30 protein-coding genes are annotated in these 25,473 nt (G+C 64.6%); 2 read left to right on the forward strand and 28 right to left on the reverse strand.

Features of this window, described 5'->3' with window-relative positions:
* Nucleotides 1-2: 2 nt before the first annotated feature.
* The 7 genes from trbJ to PZN02_RS10000 form a co-directional block, all read right to left on the reverse strand.
* Complete coding sequence (gene trbJ / locus PZN02_RS09970; RefSeq protein ID WP_280657846.1) at nucleotides 3-764, reverse strand: P-type conjugative transfer protein TrbJ; 762 nt, start codon at nucleotides 762-764, stop codon at nucleotides 3-5.
* Entirely contained in the window at nucleotides 761-3,214 is a 2,454-nt protein-coding gene (gene trbE / locus PZN02_RS09975) for a conjugal transfer protein TrbE (RefSeq protein WP_280657847.1), read from the reverse strand. The genes trbJ and trbE overlap by 4 nt, the downstream gene beginning before the upstream one ends.
* Nucleotides 3,215-3,227: 13 nt before the next feature.
* On the reverse strand, nucleotides 3,228-3,509 hold the full coding sequence (locus tag PZN02_RS09980) for a VirB3 family type IV secretion system protein (protein WP_280657848.1): 282 nt from the start codon (nucleotides 3,507-3,509) through the stop codon (nucleotides 3,228-3,230).
* A complete protein-coding gene (locus tag PZN02_RS09985) occupies nucleotides 3,509-3,841 on the reverse strand; it encodes a TrbC/VirB2 family type IV secretion system protein (protein WP_280657849.1) in 333 nt (110 codons plus the stop codon). Before PZN02_RS09985 ends, PZN02_RS09980 begins: the two co-directional genes overlap by 1 nt.
* Nucleotides 3,838-4,824, reverse strand: a complete 987-nt coding sequence (gene trbB / locus PZN02_RS09990; protein ID WP_280657850.1) for a P-type conjugative transfer ATPase TrbB — start codon at nucleotides 4,822-4,824, stop codon at nucleotides 3,838-3,840. The genes PZN02_RS09985 and trbB overlap by 4 nt, the downstream gene beginning before the upstream one ends.
* A 170-nt stretch (nucleotides 4,825-4,994) precedes the next feature.
* Nucleotides 4,995-5,429, reverse strand: coding sequence for a CopG family transcriptional regulator (locus tag PZN02_RS09995; protein WP_280657851.1), 435 nt, complete (start codon nucleotides 5,427-5,429; stop codon nucleotides 4,995-4,997).
* A 3-nt stretch (nucleotides 5,430-5,432) separates the two neighbouring features.
* The gene (locus tag PZN02_RS10000) at nucleotides 5,433-7,418 is read right to left on the reverse strand and encodes a conjugal transfer protein TraG (protein WP_280657852.1); all 1,986 of its coding nucleotides are present in this window, start codon (nucleotides 7,416-7,418) and stop codon (nucleotides 5,433-5,435) included.
* A gap of 316 nt (nucleotides 7,419-7,734) precedes the next feature.
* On the opposite strand from PZN02_RS10000, the gene PZN02_RS10005 reads away from it, so the two are divergent.
* Nucleotides 7,735-9,429, forward strand: a complete 1,695-nt coding sequence (locus tag PZN02_RS10005; RefSeq protein WP_280657853.1) for an ABC transporter ATP-binding protein — start codon at nucleotides 7,735-7,737, stop codon at nucleotides 9,427-9,429.
* Here PZN02_RS10005 and PZN02_RS10010 read toward each other — a convergent pair.
* The 14 genes from PZN02_RS10010 to PZN02_RS10075 form a co-directional block, all read right to left on the reverse strand.
* Nucleotides 9,426-11,165, reverse strand: a complete 1,740-nt coding sequence (locus PZN02_RS10010; protein ID WP_280657854.1) for a relaxase/mobilization nuclease domain-containing protein — start codon at nucleotides 11,163-11,165, stop codon at nucleotides 9,426-9,428. The two genes, PZN02_RS10005 and PZN02_RS10010, sit on opposite strands and share 4 nt — an antisense overlap.
* 244 nt (nucleotides 11,166-11,409) lie before the next feature.
* Nucleotides 11,410-12,186: a lytic transglycosylase domain-containing protein gene (locus PZN02_RS10015; RefSeq protein WP_425336234.1), complete on the reverse strand. Its 777-nt coding sequence runs from the start codon at nucleotides 12,184-12,186 to the stop codon at nucleotides 11,410-11,412.
* 4 nt (nucleotides 12,187-12,190) lie between these two features.
* The gene (locus PZN02_RS10020; protein WP_280657855.1) at nucleotides 12,191-12,526 is read right to left on the reverse strand and encodes a DUF736 domain-containing protein; all 336 of its coding nucleotides are present in this window, start codon (nucleotides 12,524-12,526) and stop codon (nucleotides 12,191-12,193) included.
* A gap of 36 nt (nucleotides 12,527-12,562) precedes the next feature.
* Nucleotides 12,563-13,108: a S26 family signal peptidase gene (locus tag PZN02_RS10025; protein ID WP_280657856.1), complete on the reverse strand. Its 546-nt coding sequence runs from the start codon at nucleotides 13,106-13,108 to the stop codon at nucleotides 12,563-12,565.
* Nucleotides 13,105-13,626 carry a DUF2840 domain-containing protein gene (locus PZN02_RS10030; RefSeq protein WP_280657857.1) on the reverse strand — a complete coding sequence of 174 codons (522 nt, stop codon included), beginning with the start codon at nucleotides 13,624-13,626 and terminating at the stop codon, nucleotides 13,105-13,107. The genes PZN02_RS10025 and PZN02_RS10030 overlap by 4 nt, the downstream gene beginning before the upstream one ends.
* Nucleotides 13,623-13,877 (reverse strand): hypothetical protein, encoded by a 255-nt coding sequence (locus tag PZN02_RS10035; RefSeq protein WP_280657858.1) that lies wholly within the window; start codon nucleotides 13,875-13,877, stop codon nucleotides 13,623-13,625. Before PZN02_RS10035 ends, PZN02_RS10030 begins: the two co-directional genes overlap by 4 nt.
* Nucleotides 13,874-14,527, reverse strand: a complete 654-nt coding sequence (parA, locus tag PZN02_RS10040) for a ParA family partition ATPase (protein WP_280657859.1) — start codon at nucleotides 14,525-14,527, stop codon at nucleotides 13,874-13,876. The genes PZN02_RS10035 and parA overlap by 4 nt, the downstream gene beginning before the upstream one ends.
* The gene (locus tag PZN02_RS10045; protein WP_280657860.1) at nucleotides 14,524-15,639 is read right to left on the reverse strand and encodes a replication initiator protein A; all 1,116 of its coding nucleotides are present in this window, start codon (nucleotides 15,637-15,639) and stop codon (nucleotides 14,524-14,526) included. Before PZN02_RS10045 ends, parA begins: the two co-directional genes overlap by 4 nt.
* 11 nt (nucleotides 15,640-15,650) lie before the next feature.
* Nucleotides 15,651-15,932 (reverse strand): helix-turn-helix transcriptional regulator, encoded by a 282-nt coding sequence (locus tag PZN02_RS10050; RefSeq protein ID WP_280657861.1) that lies wholly within the window; start codon nucleotides 15,930-15,932, stop codon nucleotides 15,651-15,653.
* Between the two features lie 137 nt (nucleotides 15,933-16,069).
* Entirely contained in the window at nucleotides 16,070-16,582 is a 513-nt protein-coding gene (locus tag PZN02_RS10055) for a DUF2285 domain-containing protein (protein WP_280657862.1), read from the reverse strand.
* Nucleotides 16,509-16,889, reverse strand: coding sequence for a transcriptional regulator domain-containing protein (locus PZN02_RS10060; RefSeq protein WP_342394693.1), 381 nt, complete (start codon nucleotides 16,887-16,889; stop codon nucleotides 16,509-16,511). Before PZN02_RS10060 ends, PZN02_RS10055 begins: the two co-directional genes overlap by 74 nt.
* Before the next feature lie 77 nt (nucleotides 16,890-16,966).
* Nucleotides 16,967-17,221 (reverse strand): DNA -binding domain-containing protein, encoded by a 255-nt coding sequence (locus tag PZN02_RS10065; RefSeq protein ID WP_280657864.1) that lies wholly within the window; start codon nucleotides 17,219-17,221, stop codon nucleotides 16,967-16,969.
* Nucleotides 17,222-17,342: 121 nt separating this feature from the next.
* On the reverse strand, nucleotides 17,343-17,591 hold the full coding sequence (locus PZN02_RS10070; RefSeq protein ID WP_280657865.1) for a helix-turn-helix domain-containing protein: 249 nt from the start codon (nucleotides 17,589-17,591) through the stop codon (nucleotides 17,343-17,345).
* Between the two features lie 190 nt (nucleotides 17,592-17,781).
* Nucleotides 17,782-18,105, reverse strand: coding sequence for a DUF736 domain-containing protein (locus PZN02_RS10075; protein WP_280657866.1), 324 nt, complete (start codon nucleotides 18,103-18,105; stop codon nucleotides 17,782-17,784).
* Between the two features lie 280 nt (nucleotides 18,106-18,385).
* Here PZN02_RS10075 and PZN02_RS10080 point away from each other — a divergent pair, with 280 nt between their 5' ends.
* Nucleotides 18,386-18,787, forward strand: a complete 402-nt coding sequence (locus tag PZN02_RS10080; protein WP_280657867.1) for a hypothetical protein — start codon at nucleotides 18,386-18,388, stop codon at nucleotides 18,785-18,787.
* 10 nt (nucleotides 18,788-18,797) lie between these two features.
* Here PZN02_RS10080 and PZN02_RS10085 read toward each other — a convergent pair whose 3' ends face one another.
* From PZN02_RS10085 to PZN02_RS10115, 7 genes are all read right to left on the reverse strand, one after another.
* The gene (locus PZN02_RS10085) at nucleotides 18,798-19,238 is read right to left on the reverse strand and encodes a hypothetical protein (RefSeq protein WP_280657868.1); all 441 of its coding nucleotides are present in this window, start codon (nucleotides 19,236-19,238) and stop codon (nucleotides 18,798-18,800) included.
* Between the two features lie 147 nt (nucleotides 19,239-19,385).
* A complete protein-coding gene (locus PZN02_RS10090; RefSeq protein ID WP_280657869.1) occupies nucleotides 19,386-19,553 on the reverse strand; it encodes a hypothetical protein in 168 nt (55 codons plus the stop codon).
* A 464-nt stretch (nucleotides 19,554-20,017) separates the two neighbouring features.
* Nucleotides 20,018-21,805, reverse strand: a complete 1,788-nt coding sequence (locus PZN02_RS10095) for an ABC transporter permease subunit (RefSeq protein ID WP_280657870.1) — start codon at nucleotides 21,803-21,805, stop codon at nucleotides 20,018-20,020.
* Nucleotides 21,806-21,809: 4 nt separating this feature from the next.
* Complete coding sequence (locus PZN02_RS10100; RefSeq protein ID WP_280657871.1) at nucleotides 21,810-23,333, reverse strand: ABC transporter substrate-binding protein; 1,524 nt, start codon at nucleotides 23,331-23,333, stop codon at nucleotides 21,810-21,812.
* Entirely contained in the window at nucleotides 23,330-23,569 is a 240-nt protein-coding gene (locus PZN02_RS10105; RefSeq protein ID WP_280657872.1) for a hypothetical protein, read from the reverse strand. Before PZN02_RS10105 ends, PZN02_RS10100 begins: the two co-directional genes overlap by 4 nt.
* Nucleotides 23,566-24,426, reverse strand: a complete 861-nt coding sequence (locus PZN02_RS10110) for an ABC transporter ATP-binding protein (protein ID WP_280657873.1) — start codon at nucleotides 24,424-24,426, stop codon at nucleotides 23,566-23,568. Before PZN02_RS10110 ends, PZN02_RS10105 begins: the two co-directional genes overlap by 4 nt.
* On the reverse strand, nucleotides 24,427-25,215 hold the full coding sequence (locus PZN02_RS10115; protein WP_280657874.1) for an ATP-binding cassette domain-containing protein: 789 nt from the start codon (nucleotides 25,213-25,215) through the stop codon (nucleotides 24,427-24,429). It abuts the gene before it with no gap.
* Nucleotides 25,216-25,473 lie beyond the last annotated feature (258 nt).

Raw genomic sequence — 25,473 nt, forward strand, 5'->3', positions numbered from 1 at the left:
CGTCAGTTGTGGAACATCCGGGCGTTGCCCGGCTGGTAGCTGGCGCCCGGGGTGAGGAAGCGGCGGCGCTGCTCGCGACCCTGCTCGGCCGCGGCGGCGCGCTCTGCCTCGGCGAGCGCCTGCGCGCGTCCGTTGGCGGCGACGACCGCGGTGAGATCAGCGAGCTGCTGGGCCTGCAATGCAAGGAGCTGGTTCCCCGCCTGCGTCGCCTGCAGGGCGCCGGTAGCGCCCTGGCTCTGACCGACGAGCGCGGACATCTGCGTGCGGTTGGTGTCGAGGTTGCCGATGACGGTCGCTTGCACACGCATCGCGTCCTGCAGCCCGCCGACCGTGTTCTGCCAGCGCGAGCGTGCGCCTGCCACGAGCTGCTGATCGGTCGCGGACATCGACACCTTGCCGTAGGTGGTCCGGAAGGCCTGGTCGATCTGCTGGACATCGAAGGCGATGTTTTGTGCCTGGGCGAGGAGCCGCTGGGTGCGCTGGACGGACTGCTGGAGCTGCTGCAGCGAGGAGAAAGGCAGGCTCGCGAGGTTGCGGGCCTGGTTGATCAGCATCTGCGCCTCGTTCTGAAGCGAGGTGATCTGATTGGTGATCTGCTCGAGTGAGCGCGCCGCCGAAAGCAGGTTCTGCACGTAGTTCTTCGGATCGAAGACGATGACCGCGTGCGCCGGTGTGGTGAGAAAGGGCGAAAGCGCGGCGGGCGTGGCAAGTAGGGCCGCGACGATGCGAAGCGTGCGGACGCGACGGAGGGAACGCATGGTCATGACTGCATCTCCTGGACTTGAGGGGCGAGATTGGTGAGGTCGGGGATGAGGTCGGCGGCCCACCCGGCGTCGCGGTGGCGCAGCCAGGCGGGCAGGAATCCGTCCGGCCCATGCTCGGCGAGGATGCGCTGGATGGCAGCCTGATCCGTCTTGGAAGAGGCCGCGCAGAGCGCGAGCGCCACGTCGGAGAGACCGAGCTCGAACAGACGGTTGCCGCGGCGCGACTGGCAGTAATAGTCGCGCTTGGGCATGGCGCGGGCGAGGATCTCGATCTGTCGATCGTTGAGGCCGAAGCGGCGATAGATCGCGGTGATCTGCGGCTCGATCGCGCGCTCGTTGGGAAGGAGCAGTCGCGTCTGGCAGCTCTCGATGATCGCCGGCGCGATTGCTGAGCCGTCGATGTCGCTCAGCGATTGGGTGGCGAAGATGACCGAGGCGTTCTTCTTGCGCAGCGTCTTCAGCCATTCCCGGAGTTGACCGGCGAAGCCCTCGTCGTCAAGCGCGAGCCACCCTTCGTCGACGATGATGAGAGTCGGGCTGCCGTCGAGCCGGTCCTCGATGCGGTGGAAGAGATAGGCGAGCACCGCGGGCGCGGCGCCGGTGCCGATCAGGCCCTCGGTCTCGAAGGCCTGGATGGAGGCCTCGCCGAGATGTTCGGTTTCCGCGTCGAGCAGCCGGCCGTAGGGACCGCCGACGCAATAGGGTCGGAGCGCCTGCTTGAGGTCGTTCGACTGGAGCAGGACGGTGAGGCCGGTGAGCGTGCGTTCGCCGACGGGCGCGGACGCGAGCGAGGTGAGTGCCGTCCAGATATGCTCCTTCACCTCGGGCGAGATGGTGACGCCCTCGCGGATCAGGATCGCGACAATCCAGTCGGCAGCCCAGGCGCGCTCGCTAACATCCTCGATGCGCGCGAGCGGCTGCAGTGACACCGAGCTCTCGGCGCCTTCGGTGAGGCCGCCACCGAGGTCATGCCAGTCGCCTTGCATGGCGAGCGCGGCGGCTCTGATGCTTCCCCCGAAATCAAAGGCGAAGACCTGAGACCGCTCATACCGGCGGAACTGCAGCGCTATGAGCGCGAGCAGCACGGATTTGCCGGCGCCGGTTGGGCCGACCACGAGCGTGTGGCCGACATCGCCGACATGGATGGAAAACCGGAACGGGGTCGAGCCCTCGGTCTTGCCGAGCAGCAAGGGGGGTGCACCGAAGTGCTCGTCCCGTTCCGGCCCTGCCCACACCGCCGAAAGCGGGATCATGTGGGCGAGGTTCAGGGTGGAGATCGGCGGTTGCCGGACATTGGCATAGGTGTGCCCGGGCAAGCTGCCGAGCCAGGCGTCGACCGCATTGATGGTCTCAGCCATCGCCGTGAAGTCGCGACCCTGGATGACCTTTTCGACAAGGCGTAGCTTTTCGCTGGCAACGCGCGGATCCGCGTCCCAGACGGTGACGGTGGCCGTTACATAGGCCTGTCCGGCATAGTCGGCGCCGAGTTCCTGCAGGGCGAGATCGGCGTCAGCGGCCTTGTTGGCGGCGTCGGTGTCGACAAGGGCCGAGGCCTCGTTGGTCATCACCTCCTTGAGGATGGCCGCGATCGACTTGCGCTTGGCGAACCATTGCCGCCGAATCTTGGTCAGCAGCTTTGTCGCGTCGGTCTTGTCGAGCATGATCGCCCGTGTCGACCAGCGATAGGGAAAGGCGAGACGGTTGAGATCGTCGAGTATGCCGGGCGTGGTCGCGGTCGGAAACCCGACAATGGTCAGCACGCGCAGATGTGTGTTGCCGAGGCGCGGTTCGAGCCCGCCGGTGAGCGGTTGATCGGCGAGCAGCGCGTCCAGGTAGATCGGCGTCTCGGGGACGCGCACGCGATGGCGCTTGGTCGAGACGGTCGCGTGCAGATAGGTCAGCGTTTCGGCGTCATCAAGCCAGGCGCATTCCGGCATGAAGCCGTCGACCAGTTGCAGCACGCGGTTGGTGCGGTCGATGAACCCCTGCAGGATCTCGTGTGGACTGACGCCGGCTTCGGCCTTGCCCTCGTAGAGCCAGGTTTCGGCGCGCGCGGCATCTTCTGCCGGCGGCAAATAAAGAAAGGTCAGGAAATAGCTCGACTCGAAATGCGAGCCGGCTTCCTCGAAGTCGGCCTTGCGCTCGGCATCGATGAGGGCCGAGGCGGCGTCGGGAAACCTGCTACTGGGATAGGTCGCGGCTGCGTGCCGCTGCGCTTCCACGAAGATTGCCCAGCCTGATCCGAGACGGCGGAAGGCGTTGTTGAGGCGACCGGCGACGGCGACGAGTTCGGCCGGCACAGCGGAGTCGAGATCGGGACCGCGGAAGCGCGCGGTGCGCTGGAAGGAGCCGTCCTTGTTGAGGACGACGCCTTCGCCGACCAACGCTGCCCAGGGCAGGAAGTCGGCGAGCCTGGTGTTGCGATTGCGGTATTCGGCGAGATTCATCATGGCAGGCAGCCCCTCAGACCGACAGGTGACCGGGGATGCGCAGATGCCGGCGCACCACGTCGACGAACTGCGGGTCACGCTTTGCTGCCCACACGGCCGCCAGGTGCCCGAGTGCCCAGAGGCCAAGGCCAACCAGCCAGAGGCGAAGGCCCAGACCGAGCGCGGCGGCGAGCGTGCCGTTCAGGATGGCGATCGCGCGCGGGGCGCCGCCGAGCAGGATCTGCTCGGTCAGCGCCCGGTGCACTGGAACGGAGTAGCCCGGGACCTCCTCGGCGTGGGATGCGGAAGCGGCCATCAGACGAGCGCCCCGCCACCAAAGGAGAAGAAGGACAGGAAGAAGGAGCTCGCGGCGAAGGCGATCGAGAGACCGAAGACGATCTGGATCAGCCGGCGGAATCCGCCGGAAGTGTCACCGAAGGCCAGCGTCAGGCCGGTGACGATGATGATGATCACGGCGATGATCTTGGCGACAGGGCCCTCGACCGACTGGAGAATCTGCTGGAGCGGCTGCTCCCACGGCATCGACGAACCGGAGGCATGCGCCGCAGGGGCAAGTGCGAGCGAGAGGAACGTGACGGATGCTACCGTCGCGAGGTGACGACGGACGCGCAGGAATTGGCGGATCATGCAGGAGCTCCTGTTGGGTTTGGCTGAGATGCGGGGGTGATGGCGTAGTCGCCGGACGGACCGAGCCCTTCGATGCGGGCGAGTTCGGCGAGACGGCGCGAGGAGCCGCGACCGGCGAGGACCGCGACGAGATCGATCGTCTCGGCGATCAGGGCGCGCGGGACGGTGAGGACGGCTTCCTGGATGAGCTGCTCGAGGCGGCGCAGGGCGCCGATGGCGCTGCCGGCATGGATGGTGCCGATGCCGCCGGGATGGCCGGTGCCCCAGGCCTTCAGGAGATCGAGGGCCTCGGCGCCGCGCACCTCGCCGATCGGGATGCGATCAGGACGTAGGCGCAAGGACGAGCGAACGAGATCGGAGAGCGAGGCGACACCGTCCTTGGTGCGCATGGCGACGAGGTTGGGAGCCGCGCATTGCAGCTCGCGCGTATCCTCGATGATGACGACGCGGTCGGAGGTCTTTGCGACCTCGGCAAGGAGTGCGTTGGTGAGCGTCGTCTTGCCGGTCGATGTGCCGCCGGCGACGAGAATGTTCGCTCGTGTCGCGACGGCGTGTCGCAGGGCCTCGGCCTGGCCGGCAGACATGATCCTGGCGGCGACATAGTCGTCGAGCGTAAAGACCGCGACGGCCGGCTTTCGGATCGCGAAGGCGGGCGCAGCGACGACCGGCGGCAGCAGCCCCTCGAACCGCTCCCCCGTTCCGGGAAGCTCGGCGGAAAGTCGGGGTGCGCCGCTGTGAACTTCGGCTCCGACGTGATGGGCGACCAGACGAATGATCCTCTCGCCGTCGGCGGGAGAAAGGTGCTCGCCGGTATTCGAGAGACCTTCAGAAAGCCGGTCGATCCAGAGCCGCCCGTCGGGGTTGAGCATCACTTCGACGATCGACGGGTCTTCCAGATATCCGGCGATGGAGGGGCCGAGGGCCGTGCGCAGCATGCGCACGCCTCGCGTCATCGCTTCGGATTTTGGATGAGAAACCGCCACGTCGTCCCCGTTCTCTGGCGGGCCACATGACGCGCGGCCCTGGATCGGGGATGATTAAAAGAGCCAGAAATGGGGCTCCGGCAACAAGGTCGAGGGCGTAGTAGGGCCGTGGCGTAGAAAGACAGGCGATCGGCGGAATGCTTGGTATCTGGCGTGCCGCAATTCCAAGCCTATTCGGGGTTTGGTTCTGGTTGGATGTCTTCGGAGATCTCCTGCTTGAGCTTCGGACCCTTGGCGAGTCGACGGCCAAGCGCCGCGACAAAAGCGTCATAGCGTTCGCCAGCCTTAGCGCGGGCCGCGGCCTGGGCCGGCTCGGGGAGTGGCGGATTGGTAGTGAGCCAGAAGCGCACGAAGACAGCGAGGGTCTCTACTGCGATTCCGAGGTCGCGTTCGAGCCGCGCCATGCGCCGATCGACCTGATCAAGGCGTTTCGTGGTCGCGGCCTCCTGGCGTTCCGCGGCGTCCGGCGACAGGAAGGAGGCGATCGACGCTTCGGCGACGAGCGAGCGCGACTGATCGCGGCGCGCGGCATAGTCACTAAGCGCTTTCATCACCGGAGGATCGAGATAAACGGAGAGGCGTTGTTTTTTGGACGGCTTCTTCATCGCCTACAGCTCCATGCCGTCGCCCGGATCGAGCGCGACCTGACGCGCGACGCCTTGCATGAGCCCTGTCATGCGACGGTTGCGGTTTGCGTCCTCGTCGGCGTCGTCATGCGGCTCATATTCGAACTCGTTTGCGATCGGCTCCTTTTTCTCGATTGGTTTTGTGATGTTGAGCTCGGGTTGCTGGCGACGCTCGGAGCCGGTTGTATCTTCGTCGTCGCCGTTGTCTTGCGATGCGGGCGTCTCTACGGCCGGCAATGTCGGAAGCGGCAGCGCGCTCCAGTCGTCACGGTTTTCACCAGCCGCCTTTTGCACCGCAGGCGGTCGCAGAATGCGCTCTTGAAAGCGTGGGTCTTCGAAATAGCGCGCCTTCTTTGCACGGATGGGCGGCGTGCCTGCCACCATGACGATTTCGTCGGCGGGCGGGAGCTGCATCACCTCGCCCGGCGTGAGGAGCGGCCGCGCGGTTTCTGAGCGCGAGACCATCAAGTGTCCGAGCCAGGGCGATAGGCGGTGTCCCGCATAGTTCTTCATCGCCCGCATTTCCGTGGCGGTGCCGAGGGCATCGCTCACTCTCTTGGCGGTCCTTTCGTCGTTGGTGGCGAAGCTCACACGCACATGGCAGTTGTCGAGGATCGAATTGTTGGGCCCGTACGCCTTTTCGATCTGGTTCAGCGACTGCGCGATCAGGAAGCTCTTGAGACCGTAGCCGGCCATGAAGGCGAGCGCGCTTTCAAAGAAATCGAGGCGGCCCAGCGCAGGGAATTCGTCAAGCATCAACAGGAGGCGATGCCGGCGGGTTCTGGCGTTCAGATCTTCGGTGAGGCGCCGGCCGACCTGATTAAGGATGAGACGGATCAGGGGTTTGGTGCGATTGATGTCGGATGGCGGCACCACGAGGTAGAGCGTGCTCGGACGAGTTTCGCCAACAATGTCGGTGATCCGCCAATCGCAACGGCGCGTGACTTCGGCGACGACAGGATCGCGATAGAGGCCGAGGAAAGACATGGCGGTCGAAAGCACGCCCGACCGTTCATTGTCGGATTTGTTGAGCAGCTCTCGCGCCGCACTGGCGATGACCGGATGCGGCCCTGCTTCGCCCAGATGCGGTGTCTTCATCATCGCGGCGAGCGTTGATTCAATCGGCCGCTTCGGATCGGAGAGGAAGGCTGCGACGCCGGCGAGCGTCTTCTCCTTCTCGGCGTACAGCACATGCAGGATCGCGCCGACGAGGAGCGCGTGGCTGGTCTTTTCCCAGTGATTGCGTTTCTCGAGGGATCCTTCGGGATCGACCAGGATGTCCGCGATGTTCTGAACGTCGCGGACTTCCCATTCGCCGCGTCGGACCTCAAGCAGCGGATTATAGGCGGCCGAGTTCGGATTGGTTGGATCGAACAGCAGCACGCGGCCGTGCTTTGCGCGGAAGCCCGAGGTGAGCTGCCAGTTTTCACCCTTGATGTCGTGGACGATCGCGGAACCTGGCCACGTCAACAGCGTGGGAACGACCAAACCCACACCCTTGCCGGATCGCGTCGGTGCGAAACACAGCACATGTTCGGGACCGTCATGTCGGAGATAGTCGCGACTGAGCTTGCCGAGCACGACACCGTCGGGACCAAGGAGGCCAGCCGATTTCACCTCTTCGGGCCGGGCCCAACGCGCGGAGCCATAAGTCTCGACGTTCTTCGCCTCCCGCGCGCGCCAGACCGACATGCCGATGGCGACGGCGATGGCGATAAAGCCGCCCGAGGCGGCAATGACCCCGCCCTTCCAGAAAATATCGGGGGCATACGCGTCGTAGAAGTACCACCACCAGAAGAAGGCTGGCGGATAGTAGATCGGCCAGCCGGCAAGTTCGAACCACGCCGGTCCGAGCTGCGCCTGGAAGCCGAGCCGCCATGCCGTCCACTGCGTGGCGGCCCAGGTCGTGAGCAGCACGATCATGAAGACAGTGAGGATCTGACCCCACAAGATTTTCGTAGCGGACATACTCACCGGCCCGAGCAAATGCCCAACGGTGGCGAGAGATCGTCTTGAAGTTCAAGCTAATGGCGGTGCCGGTCGAACAAACGGATAGTATCGGCGGTACAAAGGACTGTTTCCGATCTACGGGATCGTGGTCGGACAAACTCCCGACGCTTCATCGGGTTAAGCTGAGCGGTCCCATAGTCTGATTGAGTCGCCGCTGCCCATGAGCAAACCCGCCGCCGTATTTCTCCGGTCAGACAGTTGCAGCCCATCATGCAACGTTATAACGTTGCATTCAAGTAGTGTACCGTTTCGCCACAACACGATGGAGAGATCCGTGGCCCAGCATCTGAGACCAGCTCGCAAGAGACCTGTTTCTCAATTCGCTCCGATCTCCGAAATCCTTCGCGCCTACTGGAAGTCCGACCGCTGGACGTTGCTGCTCGTCACGGTGGTCGTCTTCCTGTCCAGTGTGGCGAGCGTCGCCGCACCCTTTCTCTTCTCGCGTCTTGTCGATCGGCTGCCCCAAGACGGCGCGGCCTCGGCCTTGGCGTGGGGCTTCGTGATCTATGCCGTGCTGCTTGGCGTCGCGTCGGCGCTGCAGCACATGGTGCAGTACCTCTCCTTCATGAGCGCGGAGAATCTGGGCTTCATCACCGGCACGCGCTTTTTCGAGCGCCTGCTGAGGAAGACCGCTTCGTTCTTCGTCGAGCACAATCCGGCCGAGATCCAGAATGCAGCCGCGCGCGGACGCAGTTCGCTGACGACGCTGGTGCAACTCGGGCTCATCGTCTTCATCCCCGGCGCGACGCAGATCCTGCTTACTTTGGTGACCCTCGGCGCTCTGATCAATCTCGAGGTGGCCGCGATCGTCGTCGTCTACGGCATCGCCGCGGTCGCCCTGACCCTATTATCGGCCCGCCGTGCCCGCGTCTTCCTCGACAAGGCCATTGAGGCCGGTCAGGAGAACGCCCGCTTCGTCGGCAACGCCATGAACGCCATGGAGACGCTCCGGCATTTCGGCAGCCATGGCTGGATGAGCCGGCGCTTTAGGGCAAAGGCCGAGGAGGTTCGCGACAACTGGCGTGCCTACGTGCTGCAGCGCGTCGGCTACATCGCCTTGCTCGGGCTGGGCCTGTCCGTGCAGTTTGCTGTGACGTTCCTTCTGCTGTTGCCGCGCTACGAAGCCGGAACCCTCACGATCGGTGATATCGTGTTGTTCAACACACTCCTGCTCCAGCTCAACATGCCGTTCGAAATGATTGCCCATGCTATCGATGACGTGGTGCGCTCGCGCGCGGCGCTCGCGCCGCTGGCGACGATGTGGGCCGCACCTGAGGAGCGGCAGGTCTCGCACGCTCCCGCCTTCGTGCCGAGCGATGGTCGGATCGTCTTCGAAGATGTGGACTACGCCTATGGTAACGGGCGCGGCGTGAAGGACATCTGCTTCACAGCCGAACGCGGTTCCATCACCTTCCTCGTTGGCGAGACAGGCTCTGGCAAGTCGACGATCTTCAAGCTGGCGCTCAAATCCGTCGAACCGGATCAGGGGCGCATCCTCGTTGATGGGATCGACCTTACAACCATCGACCGGGCCGACTGGTACAGCGCAGTCGCCGTCGTACCGCAGGACGTTGTGCTGCTCAACGAGAGCCTCGCCGACAACATCCTGCTCGGCCGGCCCCGGGATGACGTGCGCCTTCGTCTCGCGGCCGAAAAGGCGGCGATCCTGTCCTTCATCGTCGACCTGCCAGCTGCATTCGAGACGACGGTGGGCGAGCGCGGCCTGAAGCTCTCCGGTGGCGAGCGTCAGCGGATTGCCATCGCCCGTGCCCTCTATGGCGATCCGGCGATCCTGTTCCTCGACGAGGCGAGCTCGGCGCTCGATGAAGCCACCGAGCGCGACATCATGGAACATATCCGTCTGCTCGCCCGCGATGTCACGGTCATCGCCATCACCCACCGCCGAAGCGTCATCGTGAGCACCGACTCGGTGATCGACCTGAACAAGCAGCGGCTACATGCCGGTTAGAGGCCGAGGCCGCGCTTCTTCCCGAAGCCCCATTCGATCCCGCCGTCGTTGCGCGCGACGCCGGAGACATGTCGCCCGATGTGCTTTTCGAGCGACGGCGACCACGGTACGAGCTGGAAGCCGAGACCATCATCGATCATGGCGAAGCGCCCCGAGGCGAGAGCGAAACGCTGGCGGTAGGTGCCGGCGACGTATTCGCCTGACCCGGCCTTGTTGAATGGCCTGCCTGTCTCGGCGGCGAGTTTCTCTCCAAGCGCTTCGAGCTCCTGCCGGCGCAGAGTCTCGATCAGATTGCGCGCGAAAATCACGCTGCGGCCTTGGCGCTCTGCAAGCCGGCGTTCGATGAGCTCCTCGGCCCTTCGGTCCATGGCGTCCCGAACCTCGGCGCCAAATCCGCCGCTGCCGAGGGCAACCGGTTCGGGCGCGATCGCCTGCCGGTCGAGCCAAGTAGCACCGTTCGCCGTGATTTGCTGCTCGATCGTAAGATCCGACCGTACGGCGAGCGCGACCCGGCGCCGCCCTTGCGCGTCATCGAACTTTCTCAGTTCGACGATGGATCCGGTCGGGCCATCGCCGGCGGCATCGAGATCGGCCAGCTTGATGTGATGGGTGCGGCCATCGACGCCGTCGACCACGGCATAGGCCGTGCCCTTGAGTTCGTCATCCAAACCGCGGTCGACCAGGCGGCCGATGACGGGCGTGTCGAGACTCTCGCCTGCAAGAACATAGCTCGCCGTGCTCCGTTCGATGCCGCGCTCCGACAGGCCGCGGTGGATTCGCTTGATGATGTCACCGCGCTCGCCGAGCTCGCGCAGCGTCGCCTCCGCATTCTCGGCGATGACCCACTGGGCAGGGCCAACCTGATCGGCAAGCCCGAGGGATTCGAGTTTGCGCAGCCTGCCGACCTTGAGGGCGTGGAATTCGTCGGGCTGTCGATCGGGATGCGGTGCGAGATCGATAACGCCGGTGCGATAGCTGTCGCGCGCGAGCTGGCGGTCGAGGTTGGTCCAGCGCTCGCTATCGATCTGACGTTCGAGCGTCTGCCGGATCTCCTGATCTGTGCGCGGGCCGAGCTCCTGGGTGATGAGGTCACGCGCGCGATCGCGCATGCCTTCCTTGATGTAGTCGCGCGAGATGACGAGGTTCTCGCCGTCACCGCGGACGCCGCGGACAATGATATGGACGTGTGGGTGCTCGGTGTTCCAATGATCGACGGCAACCCAGTCGAGCCGGGTGTCGAGGTCCTTCTCCATCTGACCGACAAGCCCGCGCGTGAAGGCCTTGAGGTCGGACATCTGCAACGCGTCGTCGGGAGAGACGATGAAGCGGAAATGATGCCGGTCGCCGTCGCAGCGTTCGGCGAAGGCCTTCGGGTCCGCCTCGTCGACTCCGGGACCGAATAACCGCGCCTTCTCCCCGTCCCGGGTGACGCCCTCGCGCCGCAGATAGTTGAGATGGGTGGCGAGCGGTGCGCTCTTGCCGCCGAGACGGACAACGCGCGCCTTGACGACGCAGCCGCGCGATCGGGAAGTGATGAGGCGATTGGCCTGGAGGGAGGCACGCTGTCCGCGCCCGAAGCGCGAGCGGTTCCCAGGGCCAATCTTCCCCTGTCGTGAAACTGAGCCGCCGGCGCGCTGGGCGGCGGCAAGCGCCTGGGCGATGAAGGGCCTGGCGCGCTGCGCGCTGGGGGAGCGGATGCGACCAGGCCGAATGCGGAAGTCGTCTTCCTCGCTCATGAGCGGAAGCCCGCACATCGAGCTAATCTGCGAGGATTAAAGAGAAATCGGAGAATTCGCGAGGTGCGCGCATTTTGCGCACCTCGCGAATTCGCGGCGCAAGCCCTTGAAAAACCACGACCGTCATCAGCCGCACATCGCGGCTCTTTATCCTGCCATCGTACGGTCGTGTTTCCAGCTTCCCGCCCCAACGCTCTCCATGATGCGCTTGGGCTCGCTGCTCTGCGCTTTCCGAAGGGAGTGCTCATGGCGCACCACGCGGTTCATTGCGTGCAACGAAAAGTGCGTTTGTGCGCGGTTCGGGTGCAGAAAAATTGCGCGCTACCGACGATTTTTCGGCACCGTCGGTGCGCTGCGGTTGCGCAGGTTCCCGTGCGGTTGGCGTTGCGCTCGTGCGCGTCACGAAGAGCGGCGCTTGCATCCAGGACGGCTGCTCGGGCGCCGTCGCGACCGCTACACCGGCGAGGTAGCCCGGACCGAGAAGAGGAGCGATGGAGGCGACATAGGCGCGGGTCTCGGCCGGCAGCTGGCGGCCAGACGCGAGATGTTCGTCGTAGCGTTTCGGCCCCGCATTATAGGCCGCGAGAAAGCCCGGAGAGCCATAACGATCGTACATTTCGCGCAGGTACGCCGCGCCCGCCAGAATGTTGTCACGCGGAGCATAAGGATCATTGCCGAGACGATAGCGGACGCGCAGTTCGGCCCAAGTATCCGGCATGATCTGCATCAGACCTATGGCGCCGGCGCGCGAGAGAGCGTGCATATCCCCCGCGCTTTCGGCGCGCATGACGGCGCGAATCCATGACTGCGGAATGGCGAAGCGCTGCGCCGCCTCCGCGATGTGGGCAGCATAGGAATCAGCAGGCGCGGGACGCGCGGTTGGCGCTGTCTGTGCGGTGACACCGGCATGAGGCAATGCTGCGACGAACAGGCCGGAAAGGAGGAGGAAGGGAACGAGCCGGGCTGCGCGAGGCAGCCCGAACGCGATCATGGCGAAGCGACGCGTGCAGTTCTCGTGCATCGCTTCAGTCCCGCTCGGCGCGCTTTTGCGGCCGGTTCCAGTAGAGACCCCAGGCGGTCTTGTCGTCGCCCGACTGGAACAGGTTTGCGCGGATCGGCGATGCGAGAGCGGGATCGTCGATCTGCAGCGAGACATAGTCGCCGGCCTTCTCGCCGGTGCGTTTCCAGCCGGCGCCGATCTCTGGTCCATCGTCGTCGCCGAGGTGGATGCGGTAGTCGGGCGCGTTCTCGGCGTCCGATGGTTCGGCAGGAATGAGCACGATGTCGGCGTTGAGCACGAGCGTGCGCAGCGTTCCCGAATAGCCGGTCTTGGTGCGCGTGAATTGACCGATCTGGGTCATGGCCAGTCTCCTTATGGGTGGGTTTGAGGGAGGTTTTCAGCGCGTTGGGGCGCGCCATTCGTAACGGCCGGAGCCGTCTTCGTCGGTCCACAGGGGGACCGCACGACCGAGGACAGAACTGTCGGGGAGAGGTCCGAAGTAACGGCCGTCGAGGCTGTCCTGGACCTGCCAGTTCATGAGAAAGAGTTGGCCCTTTGCTATGATGCGGCAGCCCTGCCAAACGGGCAGTTCGCGCCCCTCGCGATCGCGATCGAGCGCGGCGGCGATGAACGCGCCATCGACCAGGACGTCGCGGCCGGTGCGACAGACCGTCTGCCCGGGAAGTGCGACCACGCGCTTCATCAGCGGCACGCCGCGTGGCAGGTATCCGCGCTCATGCATGAAAGTTGCGAGCGGCTCAGGTGCGGTGACGGCAACGAGGTCGGCCACTTCGAGGCGGTCTGCCGGAGTGATTTCATAGAGGCCGATGGGCGTGCTCGCGGAAGCATTCCAGACGAGCCTGAGCGGCATCGTGATGAAGGCGGTGATGATGATCACCATCGTCGCGAAATACGCCGTCATGAGATAGGCGAAGCGGCTCATGACGTGGTCCTCCGGCGCAGGAGGTACGCCTGGTGCTGTTCGGGCGTGTAAGCGCGCGGTTGCTGCCCGGCAGTCAGGCGGTTGTGGACGTGCCGCCAATGGTCCGGCGAGACGTCTGCTGCTACGATGTCGAGCGCTTCGATCGCATCGATTGCCTGCAGCACTTGCTCGACTCTCGGCCAGCTTTCGACCTTGAGGAGGATGTCGCCGCCAGGGCGCACGAAGGGCAGCGTTTGGTAAGCCTCACCCGGCGCGACGGCGCGCACGATATCGAGGCGCGAGATGATCGTGCCGAAGTCGTTCGACGCCCAGCGGACGAATGCGAAGATCGTGTCCGGGCGGAAAAAGAGCACGCGCCGGCGCCGATCGAGGATCTGCTCGTGGGCTGGCTCACCGAAGCTGATCCAGTTCTCGATTTTCTTCTCAACCCAGGTGAGTTCGACGCGCGTGAGATTGTCGGTTGGACTGGCGGCCGGCACAGGGCCGCCGCGCACGCGGGGGGCCGCGGTGCCGGTCATGATGGGTCTCCTTCGGATGGTGGGAATTCTCGGATCAGCAGGTCGCGGAGCATGTCCGCGACGGTCATCCCGCGCTGGAACGCGGTGATCTTGATGCGGCCGCGCAGCTCCGGCGTGACGTCGATGGTGAGGCGCGCGCTGAATGGCGAGGTGTCGCCGGAGCACTTGTCGTCGGCATCGGCAGCTTTGATCCACCGCTCAGGATCGGCGGGGCGAGCCGCAAAGCCGCGCCTGGAGGATCGCTCGCTCATGGCGTGATCCTCCGCGCGCGAAGCGCATCGATCTCGGCAGCGAGCGCGTGAACCTCGCGCGTCGCCGGGCTTTCGTCGTCGAGCTCGAAGACGAGACGCCCGGACTGCGCGGCGTCGGCGAAGGCGACTCGCTGACCAATTGTCGCCGACAAGACTGGTGGGTCGTGGTCGGCGAGCGCCTCGGCGGTATCGCGCGCGAGGATGGTGCGCGTGGCGCAGCGATTGAGAACGAACCGAGCGGCGAGCTCGGGACGGTAGATGCGGGCTTCGGCGAGCAGTGCCAGCATCTCCGCCGAAGCCCATCCATCGAAGGGCGACGGCTGGACCGGGATCAGCACCAGCTCGGCGGCGAGCAGCGCGGAGCGCATCAAGCCGGCCACTCTGGGCGGCCCGTCGATAACGACATGATCGCAACTGCGGGCGAGTTCGGGCGCCTCGCGATGGAGCGTATCGCGCGCCAGGCCGACGACACTAAAGAGGCGCGCGTGGCGCTCGCGAGCGCGTTGCTCGGACCAGTCGAGAGCCGAGCCCTGGGGATCGGCATCGATCAGTGTGACACGTTGTCCGAGCCGCGCCCATTCGCCGGCAAGATGCAGCGCCAACGTCGTCTTGCCGACGCCGCCCTTCTGGTTGAGGAGCGCGATGATCATCGAGCGCCTCCGGTGCGACGCGGAAAGCGAAGCTGTGCAGGCTGATCGGATGCCGCTGAACGGTGCGGCGTTGACGGCGGGTGCGCGAGGTTTTTGCCGCCGCCATCAATAAGAAAGTTAGATTCTCTGTTAGATTCTAAGTTAAGGCCCGGGATCGCCGTTTCAGGCCAGAGACTTAGCTGCGATCCGTGCGCCCGAAATCCCGATAGGGCTGCGCCCGAAATCCCGATAGTCGTTGCGCCCGAAGTCCCGAGTGGTTCCACAGCCTTATCCACAGGGGCTGTGGATAAGTTGCCGGGCAGGATGCGCAGTAGTTCGCGTTGCCCATCTCGCTCGATCTGCAGCCGATAGCCGGGGAGAGGCTGGCGCTGCACGATGCGGCGAAGGTCGAAGGCGAAGTCGGAGACCCTCGAGAGGCTTCCCGACTTTTCGTGCAGATGCGGGATCTCGAAGAGCCAACCCCGCGGTTGGCGGCCAGCGTGCTTGCGGGCGACGCGATAAAGCCAGCGTTCGATTCCGCCAGTTAGGCGGAAATAGGCGGGATCGATCGCGAGCACGAGCGAGCGGTCGACGACACCTCGGTAGAACCAGTCGGGCAGGACGAACTCCATGCCCTCGGTGCGACCGTCACGCGTCGCGCATTCTTCCCATTCGTTGATCCAGGAGAACTGATGGCGGCGCCAATGCTCGCCGTGTCGAATGGTCGTGCGGATCGAGGTCGACTGAAGCCGTGCGAGTGCGCCCTTCAGCAACTTGTATTCGCGCGCGCCCGTGTCGCGACCGACGGCGGTCAGGAGCTGATAGGGGGTGAAGCGCAGGAAGCGCGAGGTCTTGAGGCCGATGTTTTCCGCCTCGACGATCTGGCTCGCTGCCCAGATCAGGACGTCGGCGTCCCAGATGTTCGCCATCCCGTGCTCGGGCACCGCAAAGACTTCCACCTGCACGTCGCCTGATTTGTATAGAATCGGCGTCACGCGCTTGGCCTTGGCGAGCGAGAAGAAGGGTCGCTCCATCAGGTCGCGCTGATCGCGCGGGCTGGCGTCGCCTGTGGCTACAACGAAGGGGTCGAGCTTGCTGCGCTCGCTTGGGGTGATGAGGCGCCGCCGCTTCATGATGGGCGGCCTCAGCGCAGGTGGCGGCCGATGTGGGCGAGCTGTACGGGATCGTGGCGTTTCGCCGGCAGGACCTCACCGCGCGGGTCGGAGGTCGAGGTGACCATGCCGCGGTCGGCCCAGGCCTGCAGATCCTCGATCGCGTAGACGACGCGTCCGCCGAGTTTGCGATAGGCCGGGCCGGTCCCATAGGTCCGGTGCTTCTCGAGCGTGCGGCCGGATAGACCGAGAAAGCGAGCGGCTTCGGGGGTTCGGAGATAACGTGGGGGTATGCCGGATAGGCTGGGTGTCATGGTCGGGGCCTCCGTGGTTTCGGTGGGGCCGCTGGTTGTCAGCGGTGAGCGAAGGCCACGGTGGCGAAGGAAGGCCGGCAGGAGGGAGTGCGAAGATAAGAATCTAAAAATCACCCCCCTCGAAGAGGATGAATTCGTCAGGATCGACGACGATGCCGCAGGAGAGCGCGATAGCCGCCGGCAATCATGGCGAGGCCGTCCTTGACGAGATCCATCGTTGCATCTCGGAGCGCCGACGTCTTCCAGGCCTCGGTGGCGACCCGGTCTTTGCCGAAGAGGACCTCGGCGATTTCGCGGTAGCTTGCGCCGTTAGCGCGTCCGTCGACAGCTTGCAGCATATTGCGCAAACGACGCCGGCGCTGAGGCGTCAGGCGCGCGTCGCTTGGAATGGTTCGGCCGAGCAGTCCTCGCATGAGGCGAGAGACGGAGTGAAGGCGGTCGGGAGCATCGACATCGAGCGGGATGAGGGCAGCGAGCGGCTGGTCCGCTACGGCGTCGGCCAAAAAAAGCAAATTGGCGGTCTCGCCGCCGCCCAGTGCGTGGCGGACGAAGACTCCACGTTCGGAAGCCTGACCCTCAGTGACATTGGAAACGCTCAGGAGACTGGGTTTGGAGCGAACCGAGGACGGCGATGGCGCTAATAGCACCATGGAGGTGTCGATGTCGGGTGACCAGAAGACGTTGGTTTGCTTTGCGTTGAGATCGGGAGGAATGGCGAAAGTGTAGCCCCCAGCGCGAGCGAAGCGTATTGGTCACGCGCTCGCGATCGGCGTCTGAAAATTGAGTCGCTTGGTAGTCCGCCTGGTAATTGCTGTTACGGCGCAACCATTCCCAGGCGAAGTCGGGACCAGAGAGATCATCAACATAGTCGTAGGTCGATGATGATCTCCAGCGTGATGTGTCCGGAATCATGACCTTCACTCCACGCGCATCCAATGGTGGATACGAGGCAGTCATGATTCCGGCACGATTCGCTTTGCGGAAGCCGCGGCGTTGGCGCTGCGCGTTGCGCCAAATGCACGTTTTCTGGACGATTAGCGTCCTTCTCGGACAAGTTGACGGTAGCCGTGCTCCGTCATCCAGCGGGCCCGCGCGAGATGCGTGTCGTGGACGCGCCGTGCGCGTTCGGGTTCGCGGTCGGGGTCGAGCCCGAACAGGATGGAAACGGCTTCGCGCCAACTGGCGCCATCGGTCGCGGCATCGAGCAAGCGCAGGTAGAGCTTCATATGTTCCCGGTCATAGGCAGTGAGGACCGGGCTCTGTGGTGGTTCGTTCAAAAAATCGGGCATCTAAGCTGTCGTCCCATTGCCTGAATCATACGCGGCGAGTTGGAGATTGTTAACCCTACCGGGCGGCAATAACTGAAGCCGCCAGAAGCAAACACTGCTCAGATGAAGGGGTTTTGACGCCTTAACCGCGACGTTCGGTTTTCCCACGAACAAGCATCACTCCCTCACCCTGTTCGGATGAGAGGAAGACGATGTTATTGCTTTCGAAGGCGCGGCGGACTTGATCGCGCGTGCTCTCATACACCGCGAGGCCGCTTTCGGACTCGAGGCGCTTCAACGCGGTCAGCGATACCTGGGCCTTGTCAGCGAGCGTCTCCTGCGTCCATCCGAGCAACGCGCGTGCGGCCCGCGACTGTCGGGCGGTGATCATACATGATCACCTCCCACCGACACAGCGCCATACGCCAGAACTACGACTAAAATAGTCGCTCTCTCTCATCGAAGCCAGTCATTTGTGCCGGGCTTTGAAGGAATTTTGGCGATTTGCGGCGAACTGATTCGGTCGCTCGCGAATAAGGAAGCCCCCGCCCGGTGGTGACCGGGCGGGGCGTTGCGGGTGGTCAGTCCCGGTTGCGTGGGGCCGGGCGGGACCAGATGAGGGAGTAGCCCTTGCCGTCCTCGTCGTCGAAGAGGTTGGCGTAGATCGGGGCGGTGAAGCTCGGATCGTCGAGCTTGAGGCCGAGATAGTCGCGGCCTTCGTTCGAGCGCTTGGCCCAGGCGGCGCCGATCTCGGCGCGGCCGACGAAGACCCGGTGGCTGGGGGCGTTCTCGCTGGCCTGGTCCATCTCGGGGACGATGCGGACGTTCTTGGCCTGGACCGAGAGGGTGACGATCTCGCCGACGAATTCGTTGCCGGACTTCTTGAAGGTGCCGATAGTCGCCATGGTAGTTCTCCTTGATCTGCTGTTTCGAGCCCGCGCCCATCGCGGCCTCGATGGCGATCGACCGGCCGGAGACGAGCGCCGGCGCACCCCGTGAGGGGCCCGACAGCAAAGGAGGAACTTTCTTGTCTCGCGAGGAATGGGCTTCAGCCCAGGGGAAGAAAGTTTCGACGCCGCTGTTGCGCCATAGGCGATCGAGGCTTTAGCCGGTCTTCGGCCAGATCAGGCCATTGAGGAGGCCGCCGGGGAGCGGGTGACTACCAGCTCGGGATCAAGGACGAACATGGCGACCTGGCTTCGCCTTCACGGCTCCGGTATCGCTCGCGGCATCATTATCGTCGTCCCGGCCAGGCTCGAACGCCTGTCCCAGACTGGTGAGCCGGCGACCGCGCCGCCACCGATCGAGACCTCCGGCGCGCCGTCGAGACCGGCCGCCCATGTCGACTGCACTCGCGACGGTGCCCCTCATGCGCCGGGCGTCGATCTGAGCCTCAAGCCGCCCAACGCACCGGCTTCGGATGACGGCGCTCGCGCGGGGTGCCTCTCCCTCCCGATCTCGCCTCTCGCTGCCATTGGCTCCACGGGCCTTTCGCATCCCCGGCCCGGTTACCGCCGGGCGGGGCCAATTGCATCAACTGCGTTCGGGTTGGAGCCTCCGACCGATGCTGAACAGGAGATGCTTTGATAGGATTGCATCACGACAATCTGGCCGATTGAGCAGTGTCTCCGCTCAGGGGCATCGCGACGAGGCGCGCAAACGCGCAGACGCCAACGGCGATCGCCCCGACAATGGAGAAGGCGATCTGCCAGCCTTCCGACGGCATGGTGAGCTTCACGATGCCAAGCGTGGCGTGGTAGCCGGCGAGGACGGCTGGCGCGACGAATGCCGCTGCGACCAGCAGGCGCAGCCAGAGCGCGTGGACAAAGGCGAGCGGGAGCTGACCAACGACAAGCGTCAGTCCGGCGGCGACGATGCCGACGATGATCCCGCCGGGCCAGCCAGCGCCGGACTGATAAGCCCAGGTGCCGGCGGTGATGCCCGCAAAAAGGGGAAGAGCAAAAACGGCGAGATTGAAGAGCAGCCAGCACATGACGCCGATGGCGGCGAAGCTGGCGATGATGGCAAGAATAATCATGGTGGTGTCTCCCATGGAAAGCAGCGACAAGCGCGCCTCCACCACCACCACCACGGCGCAACTCGAAATATAGCCGAAGAAGATCAGCGGCGGGAGCGGGAATTTGCTCGCAATTCCCGCTGGCGCTTGAGCAATGCCTCCGCCTCGTCATGAGGCGAAGGGATCGATCTCGCGGATGATCTCTGAGCTGTCGCCGTCGTATTCGTTAGCTGGCAGGACTGAGAGGCTGCCATCGCCGGCGCGGAAGATCACGATGGCGACCATGAGGGTGGAAGCGAGGCTGAAGGCGAAGGCGTGAGCGTCGTTGAGGGACATCGTTTCGGCTCCTGTTTCAGGGCGGGGGACCACCCCCCGCGCGACAGGCGCCCGATGTGTCTGGCTGTTGGCCGCAATCACCGCGGAGGCGAAGCCTCAAGGCCGCACGCTCGCGAGCGGACCCTTTACGGGTTGATGGCGACAGGCCGGCGGCCGGACCAAGGATCAGCGGATGGACGCGGGGGTGGTGTTCTGTCCGTCAGGGGCTGACGAGATCTGAGCTCGCAGGTTCGCTCTCCCACAGAGGCCTCGCCCACGTGGTTCGTCGCGCCACAACGCCAGCGATGGCCATCTTGAGGCCGGTCCCAAGATAACCCCGGCGAGTAGCTGAAAGACGTGATGCGCCCTCCCCCTGAAAGCTGGAGCAAGCGGTCGTCGGCGAACTCGCGCACCAGTCTATGCACGCGCCGCGCATATTGCCGTTACGGGAAAGCCCGCCTGAGCTGCTGCCGATCGTCGAACGCTTACCGCGTTGTACGGCGGCGTCGGAAGGTACCGACGAAACCAGACAACGATACCGCCAGTACGGACAGGAGCACGAGAGCCAGCGTCGGTATCAGAACGGCCCAAGGCGCGCGCTCAAGGTAGGGCATCCCCTCGGCGAGCACGAGGCCCCATTCCGGCGAGGGCGGACGGGGGCCAAGCCCCAGGAATCCGAGAGCCGCAAGGGCGAGAGCCGTACCCGGCAGGCGAAGCATCGCGTGCCGGAACACGGGACCGGCGACAGCCGGCAGGACATATCGGCTCATTAGGCGCATACGGCCCACACCCAGGATTGGCGTGATCCTGACATGTGGCTGCGCCATTACCTCGGAGACGAGAGCGGCAGTATGGGCCGCGAGCGGTGCCCAAGCGACAGCGGTGACCGCGATCATGGCGCCGCTCGCGCTCGGTCCTATGATCCCCGCCACGACGAGGCCGGCGATGATAGGCGGCGTGCCCTTTGTGATTTCGATCGGACCGGCGGCGAGGCGTGGCGCCATGCCGACAGCCAGCCCCAGGGTCAGTGACAGGAAGACGACGACCAGCGCCATACCGATCGTCGAAAGCGCTCCGTGGCCGACGCGTGCAAGAATGTCGCGACCGATCCCGTCGGCGCCGAGTGGCAAGGCAAGGCTTGGCGGCTGCAGGCGCACGAAAGCGGAGGTGAACGGGTCCCGGCCGAGCCCGGCAGCGATCAGCACGAGAAGCATGGCCCCAACGACCGCCGGCACGACCCAGGAGGGGCGGTATGCGCTGCTGTCAGCACGTGGCACCGGCAATGCGCCAAGCTCGAGCGCGCGGCCGAGCAGCAGTGCTCGGCCGATATTGGCCATGCTTCCAAGGAAGACCGCAATCGCAAGCAGGATGAGAATGCCCGTCTGGAGCGCCGGCAAATCCTGCGCCGACGCAGCGCCGAGCGTCGCGCGCCCGAGGCCTGGGATCGAGAACACTTGCTCGACGGCGATCGCGCCGCCCGTCAGCCCGACCATCACCATTCCCACCTGCGGCATCAGGCTCGGAAGGGTTCGACGAAAGACCGCGAGTGCGATCCTCCAGCGAGGGAAGCCTGCGACGCTCCAGGTCGCGACCCATCGCTCGGAAAACGTCGCCGACAATCCATCGCTGAAGAGGCGTCCGAGCAAGCCGCCGGCCGGCAACCCAAGCGCAAGCGCTGGAAGCACGGCGTAAACCGGGCCGCGCCAGCCATAGGGTGGAAACCATTTGAGCCAGGCGGCAAAGACGACAAGCAGGATCGAGGAGAGCAGGAACTCGGGTAATGCCGTGAGGGCCGCTCCCGCGGCGCCTGAAGAGCGGCCGAGATTGCCGCGGAGACCTTGGTGCATTGTCGGAGAACAAAGAAGCGCCGCAGTGGTCGCCGCGACCAGCATCGCGCATGCCATCAGCGTCAGCGAGACCTGCGCAGCATTCAGCATTCCCGGCAGAACAGGAGCGCCCGAAATCCAGGACGTCCCCGCGTCACCCTCGAGCAGACCGAGGAGCCAGGTCCTGAGTTTCTCGATAGGGCCGAGGTCGAGGCCGAGCTGTCTCCTGATCGCCGCGAGCGCCTCTGGCGTTGCCTCCTGTTCGCCGGAGCGGGCGCGCAGGATGCTGAGCGCCGGATCGCGCCCCGAAAGCCAGGGCAGCAATCCGACGAGGATGAGAACGGCGGTGAGCGTCGTTGCCCGTGAAAGGGCTGGAACGAAGGGCAGCAACCGTCTCGTCAGCAGGCGCGACGGCGAGGACGAGGCCATGACATCGGTTGGCGCCATCGTGCTAGTCCGCTTGCTGGCCGGATGCGATTGCCGTCCGTTCGGTAATGAGCGTCCGTTCGCGCGGATCACGTTCAGCCGCGGTGACGCGCTTGGATTCGCCCTGGATGACGCGCTCGTGGAGCATCGGGATGGCAGCATCGGTCGCGAGGATCGCACTCTCTGCATCGATGATGGCCTGGCGGCGTGCGGGACCGGAGGACAGCGCCGCGGCTCGACGCAATACCTCGTCAACGTCCGCGTTGCAGAGTTGGGAGATGTTGAAGGATCCGGCACAGGCAAAATCGCTGTACATGTAGGCGACGGGATCGCCGGAATCGAGAACGGTCGCGCGAGAGAGGATGAAGGCGTCGAACTTTCCGGCGAGCGCATCCGCCTCGATATGCGCATATTGGCGCACTTCCTGTTTCACCTTGAACCCTGCCTTGGTGAGCTGTTGCTCAAGCAGAACGGCGACCTCCGGGAGCTCGGCGCGGTCGGAGAATGTCGCAAGGGTGATCTCGACACCGTTCGGGTTCGACACCTGCGTGCGATCCGGAATCGGACGGCGCAGTTCGGCGGCCCAGGGAAGCGCTGGCCCGAGCAGCCCCGCGGCGATGTCCGCGCGGCCCTCGTAGACGGTTTTGACGATCGCTTCGCGGTCGATCGCCTCACGGATGGCGGCCCGTAGACCGGGATCGGTGAGCGGGCCGGACTTGGTGTTCAGATAAAGCGTGTTGGTTCTCGGCATCGGCACTTCGTGCACGAGCGCAGGATCGAGAAGGGCCACCTGCGAGACCGGAACCGCCTCGACGACATCGGCCGCGCCGGTTCTGAGGGCGGCAGCGCGGGCCGTTCCATCGGGCACATAATCGGCATCGATACCGGCGAGCTTTGCCTTTTCGCCCCAATAATTCTCGAAACGGTCCAGCCTCGCGCTTTCTGTTCCCTTGATCTCTTTCAGCACGAACGGGCCGGTGCCCGCCTCGATTGGGATGACGCGGCCGTCGGGGCCATACGCTCTCGCTGCGAGAATGGCGAGCTGCGGGCTCGAGAGGCGGTTAGGGATCAGAGCATCCTCGTTTGCAGTGCGCACGATGATTGCGTTCTCGCCGTCGGCCTCGACGGTCATGGCGATGCCGTCGAGGATGCGCGGCTTAGGCGCCGCCTTGGTCGCGGCGGTGAGGGCCTGAACAACCCGCTCCACGGTAAGGTCGGTTCCGTCGTGGAACTTGACTCCCTTGCGAATGACGAAACGCCACGTCTTGGGATCGATCTGCTTCCATTCGGTCGCGAGGAAAGGCTGGGGATCTCCCAAGGCATCAAGCCTGATCAGCGTTTCGGCCGTGCTCCAGCGGGACAGCTTGAAGGCATCGTCGGACAGCGGCGTCAAACCGGAGCGGGGCGGTTGGAGCATCGCGACACGGACGCGTGCATCTGACTGGGGGGCGGATGTTCCTGCGACCTTGTCGTCGTCGGAACACGCGGCGAGCAGGACGGAGGTTGCGAGGATGACGGGCAGCGATAGCGTGATGGTGCGGGATTTCACCGGAGGGACTCCTTTGAGATGGAAGCGAGGTTGAAGGGAGTGAACTGGAGAGTGACGGCGAGCGCGGCGGGCGGCGGAACGGCCGGCATCGAGCGCAGGCCCGACAACGGCGTTGCCGGGACACGATCGCGAGGTGGAAAGCCGATGTTGAAGACGAGCCGGTTTGCGAGAAGAATTTGTGGGCTGGGCGGAACCTCAACGATCTTTCCAGCCCCGGTCGGGGCTGAGGCGATCATTGGGGATGTCCTGCTCCCGCTTCGACCGTTGGCCGCCGCTTGCCAGGGTCCGGCAATGGGCGAACGGCGTTGATCAGATCCGCGGTTCGCGGATGCCTCGGATCGCGGAGCAGTTCCGCGGTTGGACGATCTTCAACGATCTCGCCGTCGTCCATGACGAGCGTGCGCTGGCAGAACTTCGCAACAACCGACAGATCATGGGAAACGATGAGAAGGCCCGTCCCGTTGGTTTCGCACAGGCGCCTGAGCACGTCCACGACCTGAGACCGGATGGGAAGATCGAGGCCGCTCAGCGGCTCGTCGGCGAGCAGATATCCAGGACGGGTTGCAAGGGCTCGGGCGATGGCGACGCGTTGAGCCTGCCCGCCGGAAAGTTCAAGCGGGCGCCGGTCGAGGAATCGGCGGTCGAGGCCGACCTCCTCGAGAACCTTCGCAGCGCGTTCGAAGGGATCGCAATCAACCCGCAACCGTGTCAGCGGTTCGGCGACGAGCGCCTGGACTGTCATTGCGGGATCGAGTGAGGACGCCGGATCCTGCGGAATGTACTGCACGGCCTTTCGATACCAGCGCAAGGCGGCAACCGAGCTCGGCCGCACCAGCTTCCGCTGGCAGAGGATGGTGCCGGCATCCGGCTCCTCGATCGCGAGCAGCGAGCGCAGGAGCGTGGTCTTGCCGGATCCCGACATCCCGACCAGTCCGACACGCTCGCCCGGATAAAGCCGAAGGCAAATGTCCTTCATCACCAGCTTGCTTTTTGCCGGCTTCCAGAAGGCGTGCCTTGGCAGCCTAACGCTCTTCGCGAGCTTGTCAGCGGAGAGGAAGGAGCCGTCATCGTTGAGGGGAGAAGCGCTCTGCATTCAGGCCCCCGCAGCGAGCGTCGGTTCGGTGGCACGTGGCGCGAGCCCAATGCCGTCACGGGCGGCAGCAACAAGCTCCCTGGTGAAGCTGTGCTGTGGGTCGGCGATAAGCGCATCGACGCGGTTGCTTTCGACGAGCGTGCCCCGTTCGATGACGATCGCGCGCTCGCAGAGCTCTGAGGCCGCACAAAGGTCGTGCGTGATGAAGAGCAGAGCCGGCGTGCCGGTGCGCCCAGTGCTTTCCTTCAGAACGCGAAGCACCTGCGCTTGCGTGACGACATCGAGCGCGGTCGTCGGTTCGTCGGCGACGAGCAGCGGCGTCTTGCAGGCGAGCGCGAGCGCGATGCAGACCCTTTGGCGTTGACCGCCGGAGAGCTCAGCAGGGGATCGGCGAACGATCTGGCCTGGATCGGGAAGAGCCATCGCGTCCAGAAGTTCGATCGCGGCCTGGAGGGCTGCGCGTGGCGAGAGATCGTGCAGGCGGCGGAATGGCTCCTGGAGCTGAGAGCCGATCGACACCAGGGGATTGAGTGCCGAAAAGGAGTCCTGAAACACCATGCCGACGCGCACGTCGATGGGGCGACGCGCGGCGGGCAGGTCAATAACTTCGCGTCCCTGGACCCGGATGCTTCCTTGCGCGCATGCGCTGGCTGGAAGAAGCCCGAGGATGGCGCCTGCCGTGAGGGACTTGCCCGAACCCGAAGCTCCGAGAAGGCAAACACGCTCGCCCGGGAACACGTTGAATGAGAGTCCGTCGACGACGCGCTGAGTTCCGATCAGAACACGCAACTCTCGTACGGACAGGATTGGTTTGGGGACCGGCTCCAAAATTACAACTAACCCGAAAAATTGTCATCTTAACAGCGATACGTTATAACATTGCAATTGGCAAGCTACGCGGGCCGTAAATCAATGACAGGGCGGCCTCGCATGTGAGCAGCCGTCGTTTGTAACACCGCCTCACTAGCCCGAATGGTGAGGCGGTGCGCACTGCCGATAAGGACATTTCGCGCAGAAACAGACCAATCGCGCAGAATAGTGAAGGCG

Origin of the sequence: Sinorhizobium garamanticum (assembly GCF_029892065.1) — a bacterium.
In the GTDB taxonomy this organism is placed as follows: Bacteria; Pseudomonadota; Alphaproteobacteria; order Rhizobiales; family Rhizobiaceae; genus Sinorhizobium; species Sinorhizobium garamanticum.